Source organism: Actinospica durhamensis (assembly GCF_018139695.1).
Lineage (GTDB): Bacteria > Actinomycetota > Actinomycetes > Streptomycetales > Catenulisporaceae > Actinospica > Actinospica durhamensis.
Map to the genome: position 1 here is coordinate 1 of NZ_JAGSOG010000081.1, position 25,395 is coordinate 25,395.

General features: G+C 68.4%; 18 protein-coding genes. 6 read left to right on the forward strand and 12 right to left on the reverse strand.

Annotated elements, in window-relative coordinates:
• Positions 1-750 precede the first annotated feature (750 nt).
• The 3 genes from KDL01_RS17380 to KDL01_RS17390 form a co-directional block, all read right to left on the reverse strand.
• Positions 751-1,359 carry a Maf family protein gene (locus tag KDL01_RS17380; protein WP_368861588.1) on the reverse strand — a complete coding sequence of 203 codons (609 nt, stop codon included), beginning with the start codon at positions 1,357-1,359 and terminating at the stop codon, positions 751-753.
• Between the two features lie 180 nt (positions 1,360-1,539).
• The gene (locus tag KDL01_RS17385) at positions 1,540-1,803 is read right to left on the reverse strand and encodes an acyl-CoA carboxylase subunit epsilon (RefSeq protein ID WP_212529565.1); all 264 of its coding nucleotides are present in this window, start codon (positions 1,801-1,803) and stop codon (positions 1,540-1,542) included.
• 130 nt (positions 1,804-1,933) lie between these two features.
• Entirely contained in the window at positions 1,934-3,502 is a 1,569-nt protein-coding gene (locus tag KDL01_RS17390; RefSeq protein WP_212529566.1) for an acyl-CoA carboxylase subunit beta, read from the reverse strand.
• Between the two features lie 96 nt (positions 3,503-3,598).
• Between KDL01_RS17390 and KDL01_RS17395 the strand changes: the two genes are divergently transcribed.
• From KDL01_RS17395 to KDL01_RS17410, 4 genes are all read left to right on the forward strand, one after another.
• The gene (locus KDL01_RS17395) at positions 3,599-4,447 is read left to right on the forward strand and encodes a biotin--[acetyl-CoA-carboxylase] ligase (RefSeq protein WP_212529567.1); all 849 of its coding nucleotides are present in this window, start codon (positions 3,599-3,601) and stop codon (positions 4,445-4,447) included.
• A 124-nt stretch (positions 4,448-4,571) separates the two neighbouring features.
• A complete protein-coding gene (locus KDL01_RS17400) occupies positions 4,572-5,090 on the forward strand; it encodes a PH domain-containing protein (RefSeq protein WP_212529568.1) in 519 nt (172 codons plus the stop codon).
• A gap of 4,000 nt (positions 5,091-9,090) precedes the next feature.
• On the forward strand, positions 9,091-10,728 hold the full coding sequence (locus KDL01_RS17405; protein WP_212529569.1) for a GGDEF domain-containing protein: 1,638 nt from the start codon (positions 9,091-9,093) through the stop codon (positions 10,726-10,728).
• 84 nt (positions 10,729-10,812) lie between these two features.
• Complete coding sequence (locus KDL01_RS17410; protein WP_212529570.1) at positions 10,813-11,166, forward strand: cupin domain-containing protein; 354 nt, start codon at positions 10,813-10,815, stop codon at positions 11,164-11,166.
• Here KDL01_RS17410 and KDL01_RS17415 read toward each other — a convergent pair.
• Positions 11,141-11,956 (reverse strand): nucleotidyltransferase domain-containing protein, encoded by an 816-nt coding sequence (locus KDL01_RS17415; RefSeq protein ID WP_212529571.1) that lies wholly within the window; start codon positions 11,954-11,956, stop codon positions 11,141-11,143. The two genes, KDL01_RS17410 and KDL01_RS17415, sit on opposite strands and share 26 nt — an antisense overlap.
• A gap of 125 nt (positions 11,957-12,081) precedes the next feature.
• Here KDL01_RS17415 and KDL01_RS17420 point away from each other — a divergent pair, with 125 nt between their 5' ends.
• Positions 12,082-12,579 carry a hypothetical protein gene (locus KDL01_RS17420; protein ID WP_212529572.1) on the forward strand — a complete coding sequence of 166 codons (498 nt, stop codon included), beginning with the start codon at positions 12,082-12,084 and terminating at the stop codon, positions 12,577-12,579.
• 151 nt (positions 12,580-12,730) lie between these two features.
• On the opposite strand, the gene KDL01_RS17425 is transcribed toward KDL01_RS17420, so the two are convergent.
• The 8 genes from KDL01_RS17425 to KDL01_RS17460 all read right to left on the reverse strand — a co-directional run bounded on the left by KDL01_RS17425 (position 12,731) and on the right by KDL01_RS17460 (position 23,279).
• Positions 12,731-13,954, reverse strand: coding sequence for a hypothetical protein (locus KDL01_RS17425; protein WP_212529573.1), 1,224 nt, complete (start codon positions 13,952-13,954; stop codon positions 12,731-12,733).
• Positions 13,955-13,971: 17 nt separating this feature from the next.
• A complete protein-coding gene (locus KDL01_RS17430) occupies positions 13,972-14,598 on the reverse strand; it encodes a SigE family RNA polymerase sigma factor (RefSeq protein WP_212529574.1) in 627 nt (208 codons plus the stop codon).
• A gap of 339 nt (positions 14,599-14,937) precedes the next feature.
• Positions 14,938-16,191 (reverse strand): HEAT repeat domain-containing protein, encoded by a 1,254-nt coding sequence (locus KDL01_RS17435; RefSeq protein ID WP_212529575.1) that lies wholly within the window; start codon positions 16,189-16,191, stop codon positions 14,938-14,940.
• A 66-nt stretch (positions 16,192-16,257) separates the two neighbouring features.
• A complete protein-coding gene (locus tag KDL01_RS17440; RefSeq protein ID WP_212529576.1) occupies positions 16,258-18,243 on the reverse strand; it encodes a tetratricopeptide repeat protein in 1,986 nt (661 codons plus the stop codon).
• 32 nt (positions 18,244-18,275) lie between these two features.
• The gene (locus tag KDL01_RS17445) at positions 18,276-18,731 is read right to left on the reverse strand and encodes a hypothetical protein (RefSeq protein ID WP_212529577.1); all 456 of its coding nucleotides are present in this window, start codon (positions 18,729-18,731) and stop codon (positions 18,276-18,278) included.
• A 236-nt stretch (positions 18,732-18,967) separates the two neighbouring features.
• Positions 18,968-21,631, reverse strand: a complete 2,664-nt coding sequence (locus tag KDL01_RS45265; RefSeq protein ID WP_212529578.1) for a tetratricopeptide repeat protein — start codon at positions 21,629-21,631, stop codon at positions 18,968-18,970.
• 101 nt (positions 21,632-21,732) lie between these two features.
• Positions 21,733-22,188 carry a hypothetical protein gene (locus KDL01_RS17455; RefSeq protein ID WP_212529579.1) on the reverse strand — a complete coding sequence of 152 codons (456 nt, stop codon included), beginning with the start codon at positions 22,186-22,188 and terminating at the stop codon, positions 21,733-21,735.
• Between the two features lie 158 nt (positions 22,189-22,346).
• Positions 22,347-23,279 (reverse strand): SGNH/GDSL hydrolase family protein, encoded by a 933-nt coding sequence (locus KDL01_RS17460; protein WP_246576565.1) that lies wholly within the window; start codon positions 23,277-23,279, stop codon positions 22,347-22,349.
• A gap of 66 nt (positions 23,280-23,345) precedes the next feature.
• On the opposite strand from KDL01_RS17460, the gene KDL01_RS17465 reads away from it, so the two are divergent.
• A complete protein-coding gene (locus KDL01_RS17465) occupies positions 23,346-25,121 on the forward strand; it encodes a recombinase family protein (RefSeq protein ID WP_212529581.1) in 1,776 nt (591 codons plus the stop codon).
• The last annotated feature ends 274 nt before the right edge of the window (positions 25,122-25,395 follow it).

Sequence of the window (25,395 nt, forward strand, 5' to 3'; positions counted from 1 at the left end):
GCCCCCGCGCCGGCCCCGTCGGCCCCGCCCGCAGCGTGCGCCGCGTCCCCAGGAGCGGAGGGCAAGGAATGAACTGAGGAATCGCCGCCCCCGCAAGCGTCGAGAGCGAGCAACGGAATCGGCAGAGCGGGCAGCGCCAGCGAGCGTAAAACAGTGCGCCGCGACCAGGCGGTAGGACGAGGATCGGCGGGCGCAGTCACGCAGCGACTGTACGTGACCGGTAGTCAGATCGAGACCGGCACGACCCACCGGTGTGATCACATCACTCCGCCGGAGTAGCTGCCGTCCCGTCAGATACCTGGAATGGCCCTGCCGATCGCGCCGCGCGGCTGCGCTGCGTCATTGTGGGGCCCGGGGCCGTTACGTCGCCACCGGGCCGCGGGGCTGAGGGCCCGTCACGTCGCTACGTCACCATGGGATTGAAGGCCCGCCACTTCACCACGTCGCCACAGGGCTGAGGGCCTGCCACGTCCTCACGTCACCATGGGACTGAAAGCCCGCCACGTCCTCATGTCACCACAGGGCTGAGGGCTCGCGACGCCACCACGCGACCGCGGGCCCGTCACGTCGTCACCACGAGACTGAGGGCCTACCACGTCACACTCGCACTCCGCACTGGGAATTGTTGCCTCACCGGGAGTCGCTGCGTCACCTCAGCACCGCGGCAGGGGTGCTGCGTCACCTCAGCAACGGGCCTGCAGCGTTCACCTCTACGCCCTTGGGAGCTTTGGGCCTTAGGAACTTGGGAGCTTAGGAGTGGTGCTCCCGCCAAAGCTCCGTCACGCTCACCCCGACCTCGTTCAGCAGTCGGCGAAGCAACGGCAGCGAGATCCCCACGACGTTCGACGGATCGCCCACGATCGACTCGACGAACCAGCCGCCCAGCCCATCCAACGTGAACGCGCCCGCGACGTGCATCGGCTCACCGCTGGCCAGGTACGCCTCGAGTTCCTCATCCGAGACGTCCACGAAGCGCACCATGGTCGGATTGACGTCGATGGCGACCCGCCACGCATCAGGGTCCGCACCGCCGCGCGTGTCCACCACACAGTGCCCCGTCACCAGGACACCGTCCTTCCCCCGCATCCGCCGCCACCGCTGCCGCGCGTCGTCCACATCAGCAGGCTTGCCGAGCGCCTCGCCGTCGAAGTCGAGCACCGAGTCGCACCCGACGACCACAGCCCCCGCCCCCGCGTGCGCCGCCACCGTCTGCGCCTTCGCGATGGCCAGCTGAAGCGCGAGTTCCGCGGGCGAGTCGGCCCGGAAGGCGTCCTCGTCCACCCCGCTGACGATCTGCTCCGGCTCCAATCCCGCTGCGCGCAGCACAGCGAGCCTTGCCGGGGACTGAGAAGCGAGGATGAAACGCACAGCGGCTCCTTCGCGGATGGGGCGATGCCAGTTCGGTTCAATCGATGCTGCTGCACTGCGTGAATCGATGTTGCTGCTTCGGGTGAATCAATGCTGCTGTACTGCCTGTACTACATGTTGCTGTACTGCACGGTGCTACTGGCCTGGCCCCGATGCTGGTGGGCGATCTACTCAGCGCGGCAGCGCCGACGCGCGCCAGCCGGTGTACGCGCCGAACCCCCAACGTCCCGCCCGCACATATCGAGCACGGTCCGTCCACGCCGACACCGGACTCGACGTCTCCGCGTCATCCACACCGGCGCCCGCTCCCGATCCCGATCGGGCCGCGAGCACCACGATCAGCGCGGCGAGCTCCTCGTCGGTCGGTTGCCCGGCCACCACCCGCAGCGCCGACACTCCGGCCACGCCCGCGTCCCCGGTCACCTCGGCGCTCATCTGGACGCCCCTTCCGCTCGGAATCCTCGACCTGCCCGAAACCCTCGAACCCCACCAGCCGCACCGATCACGCGTGCCCGATCACCTGCCGCAGCCTCGGCCCCGGCAGGTGTCCGTCCGCGCGTCCTCGTCACAGCGGGATGTTTCCGTGCTTCTTCGGCGGCAGGGTGGCGCGCTTGGTGCGCAGCGTGCGTAGGGCGCGGGCGACGAAGGCGCGCGTGTGGGCCGGCTCGATCACCGAGTCGACGTAGCCGCGTTCGGCCGCGATGTACGGGTTGAGCAGCGTGTCCTCGTACTCGGCGATGAGCTCGGCGCGCTTGGCCTCCACGTCCTCGGCCTCGGCGAGCTCCTTGCGGCCCAGGATGTTGACGGCGCCCTGCGCGCCCATGACCGCGATCTGCGCGGTCGGCCAGGCCACGTTGATGTCCGCGCCCAGGTTCTTGGACCCCATGACGTCGTACGCGCCGCCGTAGGCCTTGCGCGTGATGACCGTGACCAGCGGGACCGTGGCCTCGGCGTAGGCGTAGAGCAGCTTGGCGCCGCGCCGGATGATGCCGTTCCACTCCTGGTCGGTGCCGGGCAGGAAGCCGGGCACGTCCACGAACGTGAGGACCGGGACGTTGAACGCGTCGCAGGTGCGGATGAAGCGCGCGGCCTTCTCCGAGGCGTCGATGTCCAGGGTGCCGGCGAACTGCATCGGCTGGTTCGCCACCACGCCCACGCTGCGGCCCTCGACCCGGCCGAAGCCGACCACGATGTTCGGCGCGAACAGCGGCTGGACCTCGAGGAAGTCACCCTCGTCGAGCACGTGCTCGATCACGGTGTGCATGTCGTACGGCTGGTTGGCCGAGTCCGGGATCAGCGTGTTGAGCTCGGGGTCCGGCTCGAAGTCGATGTCGGCGTCGAAGACCGGCGCGTCCTCGAGGTTGTTCTGCGGCAGGTACGACAGCAGAGCCTTGACGTACTCGATCGCGTCCTTCTCGTCCGAGGCCTGGTAGTGCGCGTTGCCGGACTTGGTGTTGTGCGTGTGCGCGCCGCCGAGCTCCTCGAAGCCCACGTCCTCACCGGTGACGGTCTTGATCACGTCGGGGCCGGTGATGAACATGTGCGAGGTCTGGTCGACCATGACCACGAAGTCGGTCAGGGCGGGGGAGTAGACCGCGCCGCCGGCCGCCGGGCCCATGATCAGCGAGATCTGCGGGATCACGCCCGAGGCGTGCACGTTGCGCTTGAAGATGTCGGCGAAGGCGCCGAGCGCGACCACGCCTTCCTGGATCCGCGCGCCGCCACCGTCGTTGATGCCGACGAGCGGGCAGCCGATCTTCATCGCGAGGTCCATGACCTTGCAGATCTTCTCGCCGTTGACCTCGCCGAGCGAGCCGCCGTAGATGGTGAAGTCCTGCGAGAACACGCAGACCGCGCGGCCGTCGACCGTGCCGTAGCCGGTGATCACGCCGTCCGTGTAAGGCCGGTTGCGCTCGATGCCGAAGTTGGTGCTGCGATGCCGAGTGAGCTCGTCCAGTTCCTGGAAGGTGCCCTCGTCCAGCAGCAGCTCGATCCGCTCGCGCGCGGTCAGTTTGCCCTTGGCGTGCTGCTTCTCCACCGCTCGCGCGGAACCGGCGTGTACCGCCTCGTCGAGACGCGCACGCAGCTCGGCGAGCTTGCCCGCGGTCGTGTGGATGTCGATGTTGTCGGTCATGGCTGGCTGAGACTCCCGGGGTTGCCCTCGAGGGTTCCCTCGAGAAACGAACAGCGCCTTCCCCGCCAATCTATCCTGCCGTCGTAGGCTCGACGCATGGTGTCTGCCTACAACGATCTCGACCGGCCCCCGTTGGACGAACGAAGTCTGCAACGTGCGCTGATGGTGCCGGACGGCTTCGTCTCCGCGCTGCGCGTGCTGCCGACCGTCGAGTCCACCAACACCGCGCTCGTCGCGGCGGCCAAGGACGGCGCGCCGCACGCGAGTGTGGTCGTGGCCGAGGAACAGACGGCCGGCCGCGGCCGACTCGGCCGCACGTGGACCGCCCCGCCACGCTCCGGACTGTTCGTCTCGATCCTGCTGCGCCCCGAGGTGCCGCTGGGCGCCTGGACCTGGCTCCCGCTGTTGGCGGGCGTCGCCGCGCGCGAGGCCGTGGCGCGTACCGCCAAGCTCGAGATCGCGCTCAAATGGCCTAACGATCTCGTCGTCGCCGAAGGGGAGCAGCAGGACCGCAAGCTCGGCGGGATCCTGTGCGAGACGATCCCGGGCGAAGACGCGATCGTCGCCGGAATCGGCCTGAACGTGACCCTGCGTGAGCAGGAGCTGCCGGTCCCGCAAGCGAGTTCGCTGGCCTTGGCCGGAGCCGAGTCCACCGACCGCGACCCGCTGCTGCGCTCGTTGCTGCGCTCGTTCGGCACGTGGTACGGCCGATGGTCCGATGCGGGCGGCGACGCCCACGCCGCCGGCCTCGCGGACGCCTACCGCGACGCCTGCGCCACGATCGGCCGCCGCGTACGCGCCGAACTGCCCGGACACGACGACGTCATCGGCGTCGCCACCGGCCTCGATGCCGCGGGTGCACTGTTGGTGACCACAAGTGATCAAGGCGAGGTCGCGGTCGGGGCTGGAGACGTGGTCCACCTGCGACCGGAGGATGCTAACTGATCATCAGATCATAAGAAGGGCCATGGATATTTCACGGTCGGCCATGTCAGGATGGGGCTCGTACGTATCCCCATAGCCATGGTCACCTGGGGTCGAAACGACTCGAGGGGGAGAGGAATCACACATGGGTTATCCGACTCGACTTCTGAGCGAGGGCGAGCGCATCGACCTCGAGCTGCGCCCGCACTGGAAGGCGCTGGTGCTGCCGGTCATCACGCTCCTGATCACGTGCGGTGCGGCGGGCTTCCTGCTCACGATCGCGCCGAGCCCGAGCAAGACCTCAGGCGAGGTGAGCTGGATAGCCATCGGTGTGGTGGCGCTCGCTGTCCTCATCTACTTCACCGTCCGACCCTGGATGCACTGGCTGTTCAGCAACTACGTGGTGACCAACCGCCGCCTGATCATCCGCCTCGGCTTCATCCACCGCGTCGGCCGCGACCTGCCGCTCGAGAAGATCAACGACGTCTCCTTCCGTCACGACTCGATCCTCGACCGCATGCTCGGCTGCGGCACCCTCGTCGTCGAGTCCGCCGGCGAGCACGGCCAGGTGCTGCTCAACGACATTCCGCGTGTCGAGGAGACCCAGCGTGAGATCAGCACGCTGATATCCGGTGACCCGGCAGCCAGCGCCCAGCACGCCTGACCCCGTTCGCGGTCGGTCCGGATCCCGATCCAGATCTGGATCCGGGCTCTGGCCCGAATCCGGATGCCATGGCCGGCCCGGGCTGCCCGGGCCGTTCTGGCCATCCTGTCCGCCGACCTCGTCAATCGCGTCGCCCGAACCCGCTTCACGGCGGTGGCGCGGGCGGCGTCCGCAGCCGAGTGAGGCTGGGCGGATCGGGTCGACGGCCGCCTCGGATCGGTGCCCCGCACGCCACTGCGGCGGACGGTGCACCGGCCCACATCCGAGGCTGCGGGAGAGGGTTGCGGGACCGGTCGGTCGCCGACTGCTCAACCTGTTGGACCGCCGATCGTGCGGTGTCGTCGCCGAAAGCCGGTCGCTCCCCGTAATTGTGGGGCGGCTGACGATCACAGTAGACGGTGCCGTATCGTAGGTGTAACAGAGCTCACACTCGCAGTGACGTGAGCGTTCCGCAGTGGACGCGCAAAATGAGGACGTGTGCCGCGCCCGGGCTACGCGAAGCCCGAGTTGTGGCGTGAGGCGCGCCCGGGCAACGCCCGGCGGCGCGCGGGACGCAAGGACCCAGCGCGACCGGTGGTGGCCGGGAGCGGAAAGCAGGGGCAGGCGGTTGAAGCGGTCGGGCCGCGGTCACGCCGAGCGCCGGGGCGGCGCCTCGGGTCGTCGGGGTGATCAGGGCATCCCTCAGCCCGATCGTTCCGGGCGGATACCCGGCCCCGACGCCACCGCCGATCGCGACGCCAACCAGCGCGAGGCAAGCACGCACGACCGAAACCCCGACACAGGCCCGCCTGAGGCACCACCGAGTGGCGCCCAGTGGCAGGGCGCAGGACCGCGCGACGCCGGGCAGGGCACCCCGGCCCCGCAGTGGGGCGCGGGCCTGAGGGAAGGCGGCCAGTACGAGCCCGGGCGTTGGACGCCGAGCCAGGTCCAACCCGGTGTGGCCGGTATGTCGGGGCAGGTTCAACCGGGGGCGCAACAGCAGGGCCCGTCCGGTGTGCCGGGGCAATTCCAATCCCAGTCTGGTGTGCCAGGGCACGTTCAATCTGGGATGCAACAGCAGGGTCGACTCGGGGCGTCGGGGCAAGGTCAGTTCGGTGTGCCGGGACAGGGGCAACCCGGTGTGCCGGGATACGTGCAGCCGGGGGCGCAACAGCAGGTCCAATCTGGTGTGCCGGGGCAGGGTCAGCTGGGCGCGCTGGGGCAGGGGCAACCCGGCGTGTCGGGGTACGGGCAATCTGGGGTGCAACAACAGGGTCAGCCGGGTGTGCCGGGACACGTTCAGTCCGGAGTGCATCAGCAGAGTCAGCAGGGCCAGTTCGGGGCGGCGGGGCAAGGCCAATCCGGCGTGCCGGGGTACGCGCAATCTGGGGTGCAGCAGTCGGGCCAGTTCGGGGCGCCGCGACAGGGCCAGTCCGGTGTGCCGGGGTACGGGCAGTCCGGGGTGCAGCAGCCCGACCAGCCTGGTGTGCCAGGGCACGTACAACGGCAGGGCCAGTCCGGTGCGGCGGGGCAGGGCCAGCCCGGTGTGCCGGGGTACGGGCAGCCTGGGGTGCAGCAGCAGGGCCAGCCCGGTGTGACCGGGCACGCTCAGTCTGGGGCGCAACAGCAAAGTCAGCTTGGTGGGCCGCGACAGGGCCAGTCCGGTGTGCCAGGGTACGGCCAGTCTGGGGTGCAGCAGCAGGGCCAGCCCGGTGTGACCGGGCACGCTCAATCGGGGGTGCATCAGCAGAGTCAGACGGACGCGTCCGGGCAAGGCCAATCCGGCCTGTTGGGGTACGGGCAATCTGGCGCGCAGCAGCAGGGTCAGTCCGGTGTGGCGGGAGACGCTCGATCTGGGGTGCATCCGCAGAGTCGGCTTGGGGCGTCGGGGCAGGGTCAGTCCGGTGTGCCAGGGTACGGCCAGTCTGGGGCGCAGCAGCAGGACCAGTCTGGTGTGCCGGGGTACGGGCAATCTGGGGCGCAGCAGGACCAGTCCGGCGTGTCTGGGTACGGGCAGTCTGGGGTGCAGCAGCAGGGTCAGTTCGGGGCGCCTGGCCAAGGCCAGTTCGGCGTGCCGGGGCACGTTCAGGCTGCTGGGGCGCAAGGGCAGGCCCAACCTGGGGCGTGGGGGCAGGGCGAGTCCGGCGTGCGGGAAGCAGGGTCGCGCGATGCCGGTCAGTACGACTCGCCGCAGGACAGCGGATCCGGCTCGTATCGCCCGGCTCGGCACGACACCGGAATGGTCTGGGGCGGTCCGTGGCAGTTCGACAGACCCGTGCCGGCGGGTGGGCAGGAGGCACCTGGGGTGCCGGTCCTGCCGGGCTCGCCGGCCACGCCACCGCCACTGCCGCCGCCGACCTCGCACACACATCACGCCTACCAGCCTCAGAGTCCGCAGCAACCGCAGTACCCGCAGCTGCCGTTGCAGCCGCTGCTTCGACCTGAACCATGGCCCGGCCCGGCCCAGCAGGAGCCCTCTCAGCCACCGGCTCCGGATAGCCCGCGTCTTGCCGACATCTCCTACGGACTGCCTCAACCGTCGGCTTCGGATGACCGACGGCACCCAGAGCCCCATCGAGAATTCTCCGAACCGCAGGCGTTGGATGACCGAGAGCTCGCTCAGAGCTTGCAGGAGTTCTCGTGGCCGGCGGCTCTGGACGACCAGCGATTCAGTCAGGTCCCACCTGAACCGGCTTTGCCGCCGAGTGAGGGTGAACAGCGATCTACTCAGATCTCGGGCGAATCGGCTCTGCCACCGGGTGTGGGTGAGCAGCGGTTCGTTCAGGGGTCTGGTGGACCTGCTCTGCCTCCTAGCGAGAGTGAGCAGCGTTTTACTCAGATCTCGACCGAACCTGCTGCGCCACCACTGGGTGTGAGCGGGCCGCGGTTCGTTCAGGGTTCGAGCGGACCGGCTTTGCCGCCGGGCGATAGTGAGCAGCGTTTTACGCAGATTTCGGCCGGCCCGGCGTTGCCGTCGCGGGCGGGTGAGCAGCGCTCGGGTGAGCAGCGGTTCGGCCAGGCTCCTGCCGACCCCGCGCTGGCGCCGGGCATGGGTGAGCAGGGGTCTGCTCAGACACCACACGGGTCGCCTCAGGTGGCGGTTTCGGATGGGCAGGGAGCTGCTCAGGGGTCGCATGAACCGGCGCAATCGCTGCTTCCGCAGGGGCCGCTGCCGGAACAGCCACAGCACGGTGTGCTGCAGCCACTGCCTCAGGGTCCGCGCCGACACCTGCCTTTGTATAACCAGCAGCCTGGCCGGATCCCGTACCCGCCGCCTCGTCAGCCAGCCCAGCGTGACCAGCAGCCAACTCAGGATCTGCGCGGTCAGGCCCGGTCCTCGACCCCGTTCAATCCGTTCGAGGCGCGGACCGCGCCGACGCCGCCGGCAGCGGTCGAGCCGAACGATTCCTCGCGCTTCGATGGTTCCCATGGTTCGTACACTCCTTATGCGACTGAGGCTTCGAACGTTCCTTCTACCTCTCAAACGTCGCAGAGCACGCAAAGGTTGAATTCTCCGCAATCTTCGGATAATCCCCCTGTGCCGCAGGGCTCGCATGCTTCCCCGGTGTCTCCGTCATCGCCTCCTGAGCGGCTTCCGCAGCGTCTTCCGCACGCTGCCCAGCATGCGAGTGCCACGTACGGGCCTAATCCGCCGCATCTGGCGGCGAATGCACCGCAGGGGAGTGGCCTGTTCGCGCGGCAGGCCAACGGCCTGGGATCGCAGGGCTCTTATCTGCCGCCCGGTGTTCCGGGGCTGCCGGACATTCCCCCTCCGCAGCCGGCGCCGCAGCCGCTGTCAGAGCCGCCGCCGGCTTCACCTCCGACTACGGCCCCGACATCGACCCCGACGTCGGCTCCAGCTCCCGCAGACGCCCTGCCGCCCGGGGAGAAGACGTACGGCCAAGAGCGGGCTCTGGTGCCGCACCAAGCCCGGCCGCTCGTCTTTCCGCCGGCTCGGCCGAATCTTCCTGCCGTCGTCGCTTCATCGCTGCCGGACACCGATGCGGCGCGGCTGCGGGCGTTGGCGCGGTTCACCAAGCTGCTGTCCGGCGCGCAGGCTACGACCGACGTCGTCGGCACCGCTGCGGCGGAGGCGCATCGGGTGCTGGGCGCGGACGTCGTTTCGGTGTCGGTGTGGGAGCGGGAGACCGGGCTTCTGCGCGTGCTGGTCAACTTCGGCAGCCTCGCGCCCGACGAGACTCCGCATCCGCATAACGAGACGTATCCCGTCTCCGACTTCCCGACCGTGCTGCTGAGCGAGGACGACCTCGGTCCCTGGGTTCAGCTCGCCGAGACCGGCAGCGGCGATCCCAAGCGCGTCGACCTGCTGCGGCGGCGTGGGCGGTCTTGTGCCCTGATCGCGCCGATCGTGTTCGGGGGGCGGGCCTGGGGCGAGCTGTATGCCGCGCGTGTCACGGGACAGCCCCTCTATACCGAAGCCGACCTCGAATACGCCGAGACGCTCTCCGCGCAGATCGCGGCCGGACTCGCGCGTGCCGGGCAGTTGGAGCGAATCGAGCGGCTTGCGCTGACGGATCAGCTCACGGGGCTGGCCAACCGTCGCGCCTTCGACACCCGGCTCGATGCCGCCATGGACCGGCACAACTCGGACGGCACCGTCGTCTCCCTCGTGCTGTGCGACGGCAACGGGCTCAAGCGGATCAACGACCAGCACGGTCACGACCACGGCGACGCGCTGCTCGTCGAGCTCGGCTCGTGCGTCTCGGCCGCCGCGTCACGGCTTCCGCGCTCCCTGGCCGCGCGGCTGGGCGGCGACGAGTTCTGCCTGCTGATCGAGGGCTACACCGCGGACGACGCGGTGGCCGCGGCCGAGGAGCTGTGTCTACGTGCACTGACCGTGCGCGGCGGGGAGGGCATGTCCTGCGGCGTCGCCTCCACGGGCGATCCGATCGGGCGGGTGGCGACCCGAGACGGGCTCTTCCGCCTCGCCGACGCCGCGCAGTATCGGGCCAAGCGGTCCCGCTCGCTCTCCCCGGTCGTGGCCGGGCGCGGTCAGCCGCCGGACCCGGAGCTTCCGCAGCAGCAGCGCGGCGTGCCGGTGCCGGTCAGTCGGGGCCGCGCGTCGGCACAGGTCGAGGCGCTGCTCGGGCAGGCGCTCGCGGGGCTCGACAAGCTGGCTCCGGGCGCGACCATCAGCGATCGCGTCGAGTTGGTGACCGACCAGGTCGCGCGCGGTCTCGACGCGGCCTCCTGGTACGTCTACCGGCGTGAGACTCCGCGCGGCGCGCTCTACCAGGAGCGCTCGGCGGTGTACCGGGCGGCGTCCGAGTCGGGGCTGCACACGCCTGCGGACAGCGGCACCGGTTCGGCGTCGGCGGACGCGGGTGGCGCGGAGGTGCTGCCGACGTCGCCGCCGCAGTTGATCGAGCCGATTCCGCGGATCGCCGAACAGCTGCGCGGCGCGGGCCTGGTCACCCAGGCCGTGGGTCAGGACTCGAACTGGGTCTCCGGCGACCTCGGCATCTCGCCGGAGTTCCTGGCCGCCGCGGGTTACACGTCCGCGCTCTCGGCCGGGGCGACCGCGCCGGATACGTCGCAATGGCTGGTGGCGGTGTTGCTCGACGAGATCTCGCTGTGGCCGCAGGCCGCACTGCCGCTGCTGCGTGTGCTCCTCGCGATTGCGCTGGCATCGCACTGAGGCCGTAAGACGAAGCCGAGGCAAACCACTCCGCCGCGCCGTCGTCCGCGCAGCTGTCAGTCCATTCGTCTACAGTTCTTGAGCATGGAGAATCAGCAACCTGCCGTCAGTCGCGCGATCGTGCTGGACGTTCCGCTCGATCCCGCGCTCGCCACCGGTCGCATGCAGGTGCGCCGCATCACGATGGGGCCCGGCGTCGCGGCCGGACCGCACGTACACAACGGGCCCGTGTTCGGGAACATCGTCGAGGGCTCGGTCGTCTATCAGATCAAGGGTGAACCCGAGTCGCTGCTCCGCGTCGGCGACGTCTTCTACGAGCCCGCCGACACCGTCATCGCGCGGTTCGACGCAACGGATGAGGGAGTTGTGTTCTTCGGCTACTTCCCGCTCCTGGCCGACCAGGAGCCAACGCTCACCGCGGTCGAGCCGCGCGATTAGCCGCGTCGTCGCAGATCTCGTCGACGGGGTCGGTGAGCGCGAGTCCGTCGCGAGCAACGAAGCTCGCGGACTCGTCGCCGAGGCGGCTGGCCTTGGCCCGCGCCAGGATCGGCGCGTAGGCCGGGAAGAGTTCCGCCGCGTAGTCCGCCGCCGCGGTCTTCGAGATGATCTCCCCGGTGGCGATCGTGTGATGCAGTCGACCGGGTCCGGTCGCGGTCCAGATCGCCCACGTGGCTGAGAGCTCGGAGTCCGGATCACGCTCCTGGAGTACCTCGCGAGCGCGCTGCCCGAAGCCGGCCCGCCAGTACACCTCCAGATTCTCGAGGTTCCACGCGCGCAACGCATCGGCGTCCGGCGCCGCGTTCCACGACGCCGCCTCGGGGCCGCGCAGCGTGATGCCCCGCTGATCCAGGGTCGCCCACACGATCAGTTCCTGTCCGTGCCCACCCCGGTGGAACTGGCCCTCGACCACGTGCGCGTGCCCAGGGGAGCCCTCCTCGTGCTGCCGCCCCAGCGACTCGCACGGAAGGTACTCGGCGTCGAGGTGCGGTTGTGTGCCCTTCTCCAGTCTGCGGTGCATCCCGTCCAGCGCCTCGAGTTCGTCGTCGGACAGGTGGCGCTGCGTCAGCGTCAGGATGTCGAGGTCGCTCATTCCCGGACGGTAGTCGCCGAGGGCGGTGGAACCGACCAGGTAGACGCCCGCGACGGCGGCGGCCGGAAGTACGCGGTCGAGTTCGGCCAGGTAGGTGTCGAGTTCTGCGGGGAGGACGAGGCCACGCATTGTATCCATGGCTCGATCCAACCACGGTCGATGATCCGGGTTCTGATTTCACTTTCTCAATCCGCGCGCCGGGAGCATCATGGCGATGGAGCGACATCATCGCGCGCACCCTCGGGTGCGGAGTTGGGGGGATCATGGGGTTCAAACTGACGGGCCATGACGGCAGCGTCGCAATCGACGGCCAGACCATCACGGTCACGCACGATCTCGGCGAGCAGAGCGCCAGCCCGATCGTGCTGGACGCGAAATCGATCAGCGGTGTGACGGTGCACCTGGAGCCGACCCAGGGGCAGTTCACCATCCACTACCTTCCCGACTCCTCGCCGGAGGACGACGCCCCGCCGGCCGAACTGCTCACGATCCGCTTCGGCGCCGGGGCCAAGGAGTGGTGGGACGCCATGACCTCCTCGGTCATGGTCGCGGTCCGCAAGGCCCGTGCCGCGCAGACCACTGCGACGGCCGCCAAGGCCGCCAAAGCCGCCGAGAACGCCAAGGCCGCGAAGGCCGCCGAGACGGCCAAAGCTGCCAAGCCCGCCGAAGCCAAGGAGCCGTCGGCGGCGGACTCACATGTCGTCGGAGCCCAGGCCGTCGCCGGTTGGCTGAGCCGGACGCTCGGAAAGCTCTCCGAGTAGCGGCCCGAGCGACTGTCGGACTCTCGATCGCCGCCAGAAGAGCGGAAGGGCGAGCCCCGGCAACCGTACGCGGCCGCCGAGGCTCACCCTGATGCCACCACCAATCCGGATACGGGCGACCCTGAGATCACGAGATCACGAGATCACGAGATCAGTTAAGGACGCTGGTCGACCAGTTCGCCAGGTTCGAGCCGAGCCACGTGATCGTGTGGTAGTAGGCGACGAGGCCTCCAGCGGCGTTGATCGTGTTCAACTCGGGGCCATCGGCGCTGAGCTCGAGGTCCTGGCCGTTCACGTCGAGGACGATCAGTTGTGCGGCGCCCCGGGTCGTGAGCAGTTGCGCTTGGTGGCCGTCCACGGTGATGGAGGTCCGCGTCGTACCCGTCGGGGTCACGGACTGTAGAGCCTGCTGATCCCCGACGGTGGCGGACGTTTGAGTGGGCCCAGGGAGGCTCTGATCGGACCCGTAGAGGCCGCTCTGCTTCGGGATGAGCGTGCCGGCCGGGGCCGTCAGGATCGTCAGTGTTCCGCTGCCTGGGCTCTTCGCCCCAGGTGCGCCGAACGTCAGCCACCCGTTACCGGTCGGGGCGGACGTGGAGTGGCTTGATTCCGCGTCGGTCACCGGAAGATCGAGCGGCGAGGAGAGCTGGAACGGCAGCGGCTTGGCTACCGGGCTGCCGAAGGTGATCGAATCGGTGATCTTGTACACGGTGGAGATGACGTCCGTGCCGGTGTCGTCGACGGAGTCCAATTCCAAGGTGGCCCAGGCATTCGGCTTGTACTCCCAGACGAGGTCGACCGAGCCGTCGGCGGCCGCCTCGGAGCTCCCCGGCACGAACGTCCAGTACGCGGTATGGCCGTTGACCGACGGGGCCGAGGTGTGCGGTGCGAGGATTCCGCCCTTGAAGTGCGTTGCCGGCACGTGAGCCCCGGCCGGCAGGACGGTGAGCTCGACACTCGTGGAGAGGTCCGCGGTCGTCGCGTACAGGGTGGTTCCGGGCTGTTGCGGGTCGGCCTGGGCGCTCACGGTGGTCAATGCGGCCGGGAGCCAGCCGAACTCGGCCGTCACGCTCAGCGGGTCGGTGCCGCCGGTGAGCTTCGTGCCGACGGTAGCGGGGGTGGAGCTGGCGGCCGGGAGAACCCCGCCCGTGTTTCCCTTGGCGGTGGGAGCCGCGCCGGTGCCCAGGAGCGCGGGTACGCCGATCGCTGCCGCGGCCGTGACCGCCAGGGCGCCGCCCCCGATCCCGGCCGCGAGGCGATGGTTGGCCTTCCGGCGGCCGGCGGCGATGCCCTCGCCCACGACGACGGAGCACGGCGGGGCCGCCTCGTCGGCGAGTTCGGTCAGATGGTCGTGCAGGACGGAATCGAAAGACATGATGCGGAATCCTTAGATCAGCGGCGGATGATTTCCGTACGAACATGGGCGGAGATCTCGGAGAGGCTCGATCCGTCTTCGGGCGGGGTGCGGCCGGCGGGTTCGGTGATGGCGCCCAGGGTGGAGGTCCGGTTGGCGACGTACTCCTCGCCGAGCATGCGGCGCAGGCCGGCTAGTCCGCGAGACGTCTGGCTCTTGATGTTCCCCGGGGAGCAGGCCAACGCTTCGGCGCTCTCCTCGATCGAGAGTTCGCAGTAGTAACGCAGCACGATGGCCGCCCGCTGGCGGGCCGGCAGCAACGCCAGCGCGCGGCGAAGGTCGATCGCCGCGTCGGAGTCGGTCCGCGAACGGTCCGCGACCACGGAAACCTGCTCATGTTCCCGGTAGAGCACGACTCGCTTCCACCACGGCGAACGCTGCTCGGCGAGGAAGGTGTTGACCACGATCGCGCGGACGTAGCCGTCCAGGCTCTGCAGTCGGCAGGCCCGGTCCCAGTTCACGTAGAGCTTCGCGATGGAGCTCTGCACGAGGTCGTCCGCGCGATGCCAGTCCTGGCACAGCAGGAACGCTATCCGGCGCAGCCACGGGACCTTCGCCGTGACGTATTCCGTGTAGGTCTCATCCTCGCGTGTGCTCCGGCTCATCGGCACCGCCTCGGTGGGAACGGCGGCAGGCGCGGGTCACTCGGTTGGAGATTCATGCATACCGAATGCTGCGGGGAGGCGAAAGGTTGCATCAGAGCCGGAAACCCGTCGGTCGCGGCGCATGGAAAGAGGGCCAGGGCTTGAGCCCCGGCCCTCGATCGTCCGCGAACGCCGGGCTCAGTGCCGGTGTCGGGGCTGGATCAGCGTCTCGAACGTGTCGGCGATAACCGCGTAGCCGGTGTTGATCGCGTGGATGTTCGGTCCGGCCGGGGTCTACTGCGGTCGTCCATGCCGGACCTGGTGCCTGTTTCGCTGCGGCTGCGGCCGTGAAGCGCTCGCTCACGACGAGCGCCGAGTCGGTGCGGGAGGTTCAGGCTCCTGCGCAACGTCGACCAGGGCAAAGGCGCGCAGATCGGGCCATCTGGTCGGCACATTCCAGCGACGCAATGCTTCCATTCCGCCGTATGACCAGGTGGAGCCCTCGTGATCGGCGACGAACGTGACTATGCGTTGCTGTACCTCGCTCAAATCGCCGAAGGACTGTGGCGGCTCGGCCGGCTCGCCTGGGAAGACCAGCGAGAACAGCCTGTCCGAAGCGTAGTACCTATCGTAAAACCCTTCGACGCCCTTGCACTGGGCAAGGCCGCTGAGCACTGCGTCGACTGTTCGCAGCGTCGTGGCCACGGGGGTTTCGGCGAGAGCCATTGTCGCGAGGCTGATGTAGGAACCGCTCAGAAACGACATTGTTTCCGCCTTCTCGGGCGGCCGGGCTACCACCTCCGTCAGTACGTCGATAACGACCCGATCGGCGATGCCGAACCGCGTCAGCGCGAAGGCGGATGCCCAACGCAACTCACTCACCGGGTTGTCGAGGTATCGCCGGATGAAGGGGATTGTGGCCGGCTCGCCAAGGAGGCCGAGGGCGACGAGTCCCGTAGCTGCGGCGCCGGGGGAGGCTTCATCGGCAACGAACGCCTTCAAGAGCGGGATCGACGTCGCCGCAAAGTCGGGGAACCAGGCCAGCAGGTTCGCCGTCGCGGCGCGGAGCTCTGGCTTGCCCGAGCCGAGGAGGACCACGAGCGCGGGAAGCGCCACTTGGACGGCACTGTACGAACGCACGACCGCTTCAGCGTCGACGAGCAGCTGTTCACAACTCGCCTCACGCTGTTGGCGCTGCTCATCATCTGCTGCTTCGGCGATCCAGCGCGCGCCGTCGTCGGCTTCGCCGCGTAGGCCCTCCGATCGGGCCCGGTCTTCCCCAGGGTCGTATCCGTTCGGCAGGTAGTTGTTGTCGAGCCCGATCGCGATGGCGATCAGTAGTTCGACGAGTCGATGCCGATTCGCCAAGCTCGGGTCGAGTGCCATCCGCGCGAGGAACGGAACCGTGTACGGCGCGGCTTGCGAGCGCGTGCCCTGATGAACGATGTGGTTCGCGAGCTGCGCGTCCGGCGGGTAACGGCCGTCCGAAACCCCTGCCTGCATCGCTCGCAGATGCCCGGGAACATCGTCGGCCATGCCGTAAGAGTGATGCAGTTCGGCCCAGGGCACATCGTCCAGGCCGGCGAGGGGATTGTCATCCTCGTCATCCGTCATAGCAGCAGATCTTGGCAGGCCGGCCGCAACGGTCGCTGGCACGGTAGTTGGGAATTGACGAAGCTGCTACAGGCCACCCAAGTCGGCTCCGGTTTCCTGTGCCCACCAAGCGAGGTTGCTGCGGGCAGCGATGGCATGGGGATGTTCCGGTCCGAGGATGCGCTCGTAGTCGAGCAGGAGCGTGGAGTACATGTCGCGTGCAGCGATCGGGTCGCCGGCGTTCCCGGTCCACCAGGCGAAGTTGCTGCGTGTGGCGAGGGTATCGGGGTGTTCACGTCCGAGGGCGTCCTCGCGCTCCGGCAGAAGTGCGGCGTACATGTCGCGCGCAGTGGCAGGGTCCCCGGCTTCCCCGGTCCACTGAGCGAGGTTGTGGCGCGTGGTCAGAGCGCTGGGGTGTTCTGAGCCGAGGACACGTACACATACCGGTAGCAGTACGGCGAGCATGTCGCGGGCGCCCACGGTGTTGCCGACTCGTCCAGTCCACTGAGCGAGATTGTGCCGTGTGGCCAGGGTTTTCGGGTGCTCAGGGCCTTGGGTGCGCTCGAAGGCCGGCACGAGCGTGGCGTACATCTCCCGAGCACTCGTGCTGTCGCCGGCTTCCCCGGTCCATTGAGCGAGGCCCTGGCGTGTCGCGAGGGTGTGCGGGTGTTCGGGCCCAAGGATGCGTTCGCGGTCTGGCAAGAGTGCGGTGAGCATGTCCCGAGCGCTGATGGTGTCGCCGGCTCGCCCGGTCCATTGGGCGAGGTTGTGGCGTGTGGAGAGGGTGTGGGGATGGTCGGGGCCTTGGATGTGTTCCTGGTGGGTGAGCATGATGGCGCACTGATCACGCGCACTGATGGCGTCGTTGGGCTTGTGAGCGAGCGCGGTGCTCACGAGGAACGCGGCTGTACGCCGCCAGGCATCCTGCTCGTCCTGGGGCATGGCGTCGCGGGTGATCGCCTGAATCAGGCGATGGACGGAGACGATGCCGACCTCGGTGGGAGTGATCAAGTGGTACTCGGTCAATCCGCTCAGTGCCTCAGCCTGCGCCAAGCGGTCGTGGATGACGACCCGGAGTTGTCCTGCGATTTTGGGAGGCGTACCGGACCAGAGCCTCGTCTCCGGTGGCAGCAGTCGAGTGACGGGTATGGCGTCTGGGGCGAGGAAGGCAAAGAGGCGGAGCAGGGTGACGGCGCTCGGGTTGTCAAACGCCAGGCGTTCGATCGCGGCAGTCCAGGCTCCGGCCACGGCCTTTCCACCAGGCGTCGTTCGGGCGAGCATGCGGATACGATCGGTCTTGAGCAAGCTGAGGTACGCGGTGACCGGCCAGCCGGTCGAACGCAGGAAGCCGGCCGCCTGCGCCAGTGCTAGCGGTAGCGATCCGAGTTCATCAGCCAATTGGCCCGCCGCGTGCTCATCCTGGTCCTTGGTGTTCGCCAACAGCAAGCCGATGGCCGTCGTGCGGTCCAGCATCGGAACGCTGACCGCCCAACCGTCGGGCCAGGTCAGTTGTTGCGAGGTGATGATGACGTCCCCATGCCCTGCACGTGGCATCAGTATGTCCGCGGCGGTGGAATCGGTGATGTTGTCCAGGATGAGTAACCATCGGCCGTCCATCCGCCCCAAATGCGCTTCCACACGTTCGTACGCATTGTCGCTGCTCTCTGGGACTCCGAGTGCCTTGGCGAGCTCCCCGAATTGGGCATCCCAGGAGCTCTGGCGTTCGGCGTTGATCCGCCAGATCACCCGATACTGATGAGCGTTGCGATACCCGTACTCCACTGCGAGGCTGGTCTTGCCGACTCCACCCGTCCCGCACAGCACGCGTCCGCGCGGCGCCACCGGTTCCTGATCGAAGACCTCACGCAAATGCGCCAGTAACGCATCACGCCCGACGAACCCGCCGAAGTGAGAACCGAGGGACACCACTTTCCGTCGAGCCGAGCCTGCTTCGTCAGAGGACTGTGGACGCTGTTCTTCGCGCGGATAAAACAGATTGTTTACCGTGCGTATGTTCGGGCCGCCACCACCGAGCACGACGTCGCGCCCGGCCGCCGCACCCAGGCTGGTCAAGTGGTGGGGCACCTCACCGGATCCGGCCGGCGCTACTCCGGATCCGGCAACGTAGGGCCCGGCATCACTACGGCCGGGCCGTTGATCACCCCGGCCGACAGCCCGGCGGGCCCGGATCTGATCGTCGAATCCCCGCCGACCGCCATCGCGCCGACTCCGGATGCCGTCACGGACCGCTCCCTGCCCAACAGCCCGCCGACCTCGCGCAGCAGTTCGGGGTCACCGGTCAGGACCTTGCGGATCTGCAGCAGCAGCAACTGCGCGTTGTCGGCATCGTCCGGCGCATCGGCGAGATCGGCGAGCGCGAGGTCCAGGCCCGCTGGTCGGTGTGCGCGCCCTCGGATCAGCGCCCACGACCGACGAGCCAGCCCGACGGTGACGTCCCCCGTTGCGTCCTGCGCACGATCCAGTACGCCTGTGCCATATGCCCGGACTGTTTGAATCACCAGCGGAGCGACCTCGCCCGCCACCACGTCCAGCTCTGCCACTCGAACACCCCCACCCAACAGCATCCACCGACGCTCACAGCTTCTTCGAGCACTGTAACGCGACGCCCAGACCGATGAGGGGGAAGCGCGCGAAAAGAGGGCCTCGGTTCTGACCGGAAGGCAACCGGAGTTGAGGCCCATGCTGTCTCGGCCGCATCTACTGCCCGGGGATCAGACATTGCCTCGAAGTCCATTGCCCCTCCCCGGTGAGCCCTCGGTTCGCCTTCAAGCTGCACTTAGCCTCTGTGCTGATCGGCCCTCTTTATCCATGAGGCGAGGCGGTCACGTGTGGCGCGGGTTTCGGGGTGTTCGGGTCCGAGGATGCGTTCGTATGCGGGCAGGAGCGCGGCGAACATGTCGCGTGCGGCGGCGGGATCTCCCGCCGCTCCTGTCCAGAAGGCGAGGCTGTCGCGGGTATCGAGGGTGTCGGGGTGTTCGGGTCCGAGGATGCGTTCGTACGCAGGTAGGAGCGCGGCGAGCATGTCGCGTGCGGCGGCGGGATCTCCCGCCCGCCCGGTCGACCAGGCGAGGTTGTGGCTTGTGGCGAGGGTTTTGGGGTGTTCGGGTCCGAGGATGCGTTCGTGTGCGGGTAGGAGCGCGGCGAACATGTCGCGTGCGGCGGCGGGATCTCCCGCCGCTCCTGTCCAGGAGGCGAGGCTGTCGTGGGTATCGAGGGTGTCGGGGTGTTCGGGTCCGAGGATGCGTTCGTATGCGGGTAGGAGCGCGGCGAGCATGTCGCGTGCGACGGTGTGGTCTCCAGCCTGCCCGGTCGACCAGGCGAAGCGGTGGCGTGTAGCGAGGGTGTCGGGGTGTTCGGGTCCGAGGACGCGTTCGCGTACGGGCAGGAGCGCGGCGAGTAGGTCGCGGGCGGTGGCGGGGTCGCCTGCTTCCCCTGTCCAGAAGGCCAATGCGTTCCGTGTGTTCAGGGTGTTGGGGTGCTCGGGTCCGAGGACATGTTCGCGTAGGGGCAGGAGCGCGGCGAGTAGGTCGCGGGCAGCCCTGCGGTCGCCGGCCTCGCCAATCCAATGGCCGAGCGGGTCGCGGGTGCTGAGGGTGTGGGGGTGTTCGGGTCCGAGGACGCGTTCGCGTATGGGCAGGAGCGCGGCGAGTAGGTCGCGGGCGGTAGCGGGGTCGCCTGCTTTCCCGACCCACCTGGCGTAGTTGTTGCGGGTGGCGAGAGTGTCAGGGTGTTCGGGCCCCAGAATGCGTTCGCGTATGGGCAGGAGCGCGGCGAGTAGGTCGCGGGCAGCGGCGGGGTCGCCGGCTTCCCCGATCCAGTGGGCATGGTTGTGGCGGACGGCCAGTGTGCCGGGGTGTTCGGGTCCGAGGACGCGTACGCGTATGGGCAGGATTGCGGCAAGTAGGTCGCGGGCGGTCGTGGGGTCGCCGGCTTCCCCGATCCAGTAGGCGTGGTTGTGGCGGCCGGTCAGTGTGCCGGGGTGTTCGGGTCCGAGGACGCGTACGCGTATGGGCAGGTTTGCGGCGAGTAGGTCGCGGGCGGTGGCGGGGTCGCCTGCTTTCCCAACCCACCCGGCGTGGTTGTTCTGGATAGCGAGAGTTTCGGGGTGTTCGGGTCCGAGGACGCGTTCGTGTATGGGCAGGAGCGCGGCGAGTAGTTCGCGGGCGGTGGCGGGATCGCCGGCTTCCCCGACCCACCTGGCGTGGGTGTGGCGGATAGCGAGAGTGTCGGGGTGTTCGGGGCCGAGGAGGTGTTCGTGGTGGGGGAGTAGCAGCGCAATCTGTCCGCGGGCAAGGGCTATGTCTGTCGGTTCGTTAGGCATGGCGGCGTTGATGAGGAGGCGGGCCGTGTGTCGCCAGGCGTCCTTTTCGTCTCGGGTCATGGTGTCGCTGGTGATGGCTTGGACGAGTCGGTGTATTGAGGCAGTGCCGGCGCCGAGGGGTGTGACCAGGTGGTATTCGGCGAGGCCGCTCACAGCCTCCGCTTGCGCGAAGCGGTCGCTGGCTATTGCTCGGAGCCTGCGGGCGATCTCGTGCGGTATGCCTTTCGGCAGAGCGTCAGCCTGCGGGAGCAACTGGGTTACCGGTATCGAGTCCGGCGCGAGGAAAGCCAGCAGTTGCAACAGTGTGACGGCGCCCGGGTTGTCTTTCGTCAGCCGTTCGATGGCCGCTGTCCAGGCCCCGGCCACGGCCTGGCCGCCCGGTGTCGCGCGGGCCAGGAGCCGAACTCGGTCGGTCTCCAGCAGCTGTAGATAGTCACCGATCAGCCAGCCGGTGGAGCGCAGGAATCCGGTCGCCTGGGTGAGGGCCAGCGGCAACAGTCCGAGTTCGTCCGCCAGGCGGCCCGCGGCGCGTGCATCTCTGTCGGCTGTGGCCGACAGGAGGAAATCCACCGCGGTCGCGCGGTCCAGGAGCGGTACTCCCATCGCCCATCCGGCGCGCCAAGTCTGCTGCTGTGAGGTGATCAGCACGTCCCCGGGGCCCGCGTTCGGGATGAGTTGGTCGAGTGCTTCGGAGCCGATGACGTTGTCCAGGATCAGCAGCCAACGCGCCTGCATCCGCGCAAGGTACTGGTGCACGCGTATGCGGGCGTCCTCGCCGCCCTCCGAGATGCCCAGCGCTTTGGCCAGTTCCCCGAGTTGTGCGTCCCAGGAGCTACGGCGTTCGGCGTTGATCCGCCAGATCACCTGATACCTGTGCGCGCTGCGGTACCCGTATTCCACGGTCAGGCTGGTCTTTCCGACACCGCCCGTTCCACACAACACGCGCACCCGGGGCGCCACGGGTGCGTGATCAAGCTCTTTCTGAAGGGCCGCCAGAAACGCATCGCGCCCTACCAGCCCGCCCGGGCGAGGACCGAGGAACACCACCCGCTGTTCTTCACCGACGACGGCGGAAGACTGCGTTGCTTCCTGCCGCGACTGAAAGTTGAGCGTGTGCACGGTGCCGATACTCGGGCCGCCGCCACCGAGCAGCACATCCCGCCCGGCCGCCGCACCCAGGTGGACCGAACCGTCGGGCGCCTCACCGGATCCGGCCGGTGCTACTCCGGATCCGGCACCGAAGGGCCCGGCATCACGACGGCCGGACCGTTGATCACCCCGGCCGACAAGCCCCCGGTCCCCGACGTGATCGTCTGATCCCCGCCGACGGCGACCGCGCCGGCTCCGGATGCCGTCACGGACCGCGCGCCGCCCAGCAGCCCGCCGACCTCGTGCAGCAGTCTGGGATCACCGGCCAGGACCTTGCGGACCTGCAGCAGGAGCAATTGTGCATTGTCGGCATCGTCCGGCGCGTCGGCGAGATCGGCGACCGCCGCATCCAAGCCCGCCGGCCTGTGCGCCCTTCCCCGGATCAGCGCCCACACATGACGAGCCAGTCCGGTGGTCGCATCTTCCGCCGCGTCCTGGGCACGATCCAGCACTCCTGTGCCGTACGCCCGGACCGCCTGAATCACCAGAGGAGCGACCTCGCCCGCCACAACATCCAGCTCTGACACCCAAACACCCCCACCCGACAGCGCCTACCGACGCTCACAGCCTCTTCGAGCACTGTAACGCGACGCCCAGGCCGATGATGGAGAAGGCGACAAAAAGAGGACCCCGGTTCCGGCCGAAGCACGGCCAGAACCGAGGCCCACAGACAGCCGTGGCCGACTCAGCCCCGACGCTGAGCCCGAAGCAGGCTCTCGAACGTGTCGGCGATCACCGCGTAGCCGGTGTTGGTGGCGTGGATGTTCGGTCCGACCGGGGCCGGGGCGCACATCCAGGTCCAGGTGCAGATGTCCGCGACGTTGACCGGCACGGTCAGCCCGTCCAGGCTGGTCGTGTCGGTGAAGTCGGACGTCTTGAAGGCGCTCGCGACGTCGGCGACCTCGACGCCGTACGCGGCGTACGCCGAGTCGAGGATGCCGTTGAAGGTGGTGGAAAGGCCGACCGACTCCTGCGCGAGGGCCTGGCCGGCCGCGCCGGTCAGCCATTCGGCGAGGAAGGGGTCGTAGTAGTTCATGCCGAGGATCGTGACGTGCTTGCCGGCGGCGGCCTTGAGCTGGGCCAGGATCGTCGGCACGTCACCGGCCGCGGCGGTCAGCCCCTCCTCGACGCAGGATTCGCTGATCCCGCTGGCCGAGAGGCAGCCGTCGACGTTGTTGGCGCCGATGTCGAGGGTGACCAGGATGCGCGCGTGCGGGTGCGCCTTGAGGAACGCCACGGCGGCGGCGAGCTGCGTGGTGTAGGTCTGGCCGCTGCCCGCGAGATCGGGGCAGTCGCCGTTGATCATGGTGCCGGTGTTCTCGCCCGGGCAGGAGAGGTTGACGTACCGCAGCTGCCGGTCGTCGTGAGAGCGCAGGAAGGCGGCCAGGTCGTCGGCGTAGCCGTGCCCTGACTTGATCCCGGCGCCGGTCGAGTTCGGCTGGTATCCCCACGCCAGCGAGTCGCCCAGAGCGAGGTAGTAGTCGTACTTCGGCTCCACCGGCTGCCCCCGGTGCGCCGAGGCGGCCGCGGTGCCGTGCCCCGGTGCGGCGGTGGACGCCTGGGCGGCGCCGGCCCCCGCAGCGGTGCCGATGGCCGCCAGCGCGCAGGCGATCACCATTGATCGCACGGAACGAGCCCAATAACCACTGTCGCGGCAGGTGGAAGGGCGAGGACCATGGTTTCTATGGACGGCTACGCGGAGCTTGGACTCAAGCTCAATAAGACGCCGTACGACGGGTGCGGTAAGTGCTGGGTGGGGATGATCCGTCAGTCTTCGACGAAGGACACGTCGGATAGCCCGGAGAAGCAGGAGTCTTTCAACGAGGAGGAAGCAGAACGGCATGGGGGTCACATTATCGGGTGGGCCGTTGATTTGGACGTGTCCGGCGCAACGGATCCGTTCGACCGCAAGGGGCTGGGCCCGTGGCTGAACAACGAGAACGGGCCCTATGACGGAATCGTGGCGTCGGCCGTTGATCGCATCGGCCGGAGCCTGCCGGACACCACGGGTACGGCGAAGTTCCTGCACAAGGCCAAAAAGTCGATCGTCACCCGTGGCCATGGCGTGTGGGATCTCGGCAAGCCGAGCGAGCGCCGCATGTTCAACGTGCAAGCCCTCGTTGCGGATCTCGAGCTTAGCAGCATCCAGGAACGGGCCGCCGATACCCGGATCCACCAGCGCGAGATCGGCCGGAAGACCGGGCGCGTACTCTTCCCCTACTACTACGTTCACAACCCGCTTACACTCGCCGTCGAGAGCATCGATTTCGACGACGTCATGCGCGACGTCTTGGAAGACGTCGCAGACCGCTTGCTTGCCGACGAGGACAACCAGGTCACCCCGACGTCGGAGGCCCGGCGCCTGTCGGTCACAGGCTTCATGACCTCTGACGACTGGCGGCGCGTGCGGCGCGGCAAGGCCCCCAAGGGCGGGCACTGGACCTCGACATCCCTGATCAGGATTCTGACCAGCCCCGCAACCATGGGTTACTACGTGGTGGACGGCGTAGCCGGACTTGGCTCGGACGGCAAGCCGCTTGTCATTGCTGAACCGCTCTGGAGCTACTCGAAGTATGAAGCGCTGGTCGCGAAGTACGGCCCGGAGGCCAGGCAGAACAGGCGCAACTCCGGAGCCCGTGCGCCGAAGGCCGATTACCTGCTGCTGAGTCTGGCCTACTGCGGAGAGTGCGGATACAGGCTCTACTACACGCGCGGCAACGCGAGACTAGATGGCAGCTACGACCACGGGTACATGTGCAAGGCCCGGATGAAGGGGTTCAAGGGCGCCGAGACGTGCACCACAGGCGTCTACGCGAAAGAGGGTGACATTGTGCCCCTTGCCATCGCCAAGTTCCTTGCCGAGCTGGGAAGCATCCCGCTCTTTGTGCAAGCGTTTGACACTGGATCCGACGCCACAGCCAAGATTGCCGAGCTGAACAAGTCGATCGCCCGCCTTCAAACCGACCGGATGGCCGGACTGTACGACTCCGACGAGCTTAGCGAGTGGTTCCAAGACACCTTCAGGAACCTGTCCCATGAGGTCGCCGCGCTCAAGAAGCTTCCACAGCGCCAAGCACGCCTCTACTGGCGACCGACCGGCCGCACCGTCGCCGACGAGTGGCACGCCTGTACGACGAACGTGGAGCGCCGCCAACTGATGGCCGCCTACAACTTCCGCGTCGATGTCTACACCCGCAACGAGCCCCGCGCCCAATGGTTCGACTTCACCTTTATCGACCAGCGCACCGCCGTCGATGCTCGAATCGAGACGTGGGAGGCGTACCAGCGCGACATGCAGGCCGAAGCCGAATACTTCGCGCGCGTGGCCGCCGAGCAGGCCGCCACCGAAGCCGACGACGAGCAGACCGCCGACGCCTTCCCGATCCCCAGCGCCGCCGAGCAGGCCGCCGGACTGTCCGACCCCGAGCAGCCGACCAGGATTCTGGAACTGATTTCCTAACCGGGCACGCGCCAGCGGGCCGGATCTTTCGAAAAGGATCCGGCCCGCTGATGATCGTTTGCGCGCGATAACGTCCCCGGCGGGGCTCAACTGCACGCGGTTGGCCCCCAGCCTGGCCGGGCAAGCCCGGCGACAAGACCAGCGGCCAGGCCGGGCGCGCGTGTCCGGGCCGCGCTTGCTCGGCAGGCCGCCCACCGGCACAACAGCGGGGCGCACCACCCACCACCGACCGGCCCGGGGCCCCGCGGTTGCGCCGGCCAGCGACCGGCCGAGC

Bases quoted from the DNA above. Each gene is read 5' to 3' on its own strand.
- KDL01_RS17385 (WP_212529565.1), bottom strand. From the start codon at position 1,803: ATGAGCGCCGAGGTGACCGGGGACGCGGGCGTGGCCGGAGTGTCGGCG.
- KDL01_RS17390 (WP_212529566.1), bottom strand. From the start codon at position 3,502: ATGACCGACAACATCGACATCCACACGACCGCGGGCAAGCTCGCCGAG.
- KDL01_RS17395 (WP_212529567.1), top strand. From the start codon at position 3,599: ATGGTGTCTGCCTACAACGATCTCGACCGGCCCCCGTTGGACGAACGA.
- KDL01_RS17400 (WP_212529568.1), top strand. From the start codon at position 4,572: ATGGGTTATCCGACTCGACTTCTGAGCGAGGGCGAGCGCATCGACCTC.
- KDL01_RS17410 (WP_212529570.1), top strand. From the start codon at position 10,813: ATGGAGAATCAGCAACCTGCCGTCAGTCGCGCGATCGTGCTGGACGTT.
- KDL01_RS17415 (WP_212529571.1), bottom strand. From the start codon at position 11,956: ATGGATACAATGCGTGGCCTCGTCCTCCCCGCAGAACTCGACACCTAC.
- KDL01_RS17420 (WP_212529572.1), top strand. From the start codon at position 12,082: ATGGGGTTCAAACTGACGGGCCATGACGGCAGCGTCGCAATCGACGGC.
- KDL01_RS17425 (WP_212529573.1), bottom strand. From the start codon at position 13,954: ATGTCTTTCGATTCCGTCCTGCACGACCATCTGACCGAACTCGCCGAC.
- KDL01_RS17430 (WP_212529574.1), bottom strand. From the start codon at position 14,598: ATGAGCCGGAGCACACGCGAGGATGAGACCTACACGGAATACGTCACG.
- KDL01_RS17435 (WP_212529575.1), bottom strand. From the start codon at position 16,191: ATGACGGATGACGAGGATGACAATCCCCTCGCCGGCCTGGACGATGTG.
- KDL01_RS17460 (WP_246576565.1), bottom strand. From the start codon at position 23,279: ATGGTGATCGCCTGCGCGCTGGCGGCCATCGGCACCGCTGCGGGGGCC.
- KDL01_RS17465 (WP_212529581.1), top strand. From the start codon at position 23,346: ATGGACGGCTACGCGGAGCTTGGACTCAAGCTCAATAAGACGCCGTAC.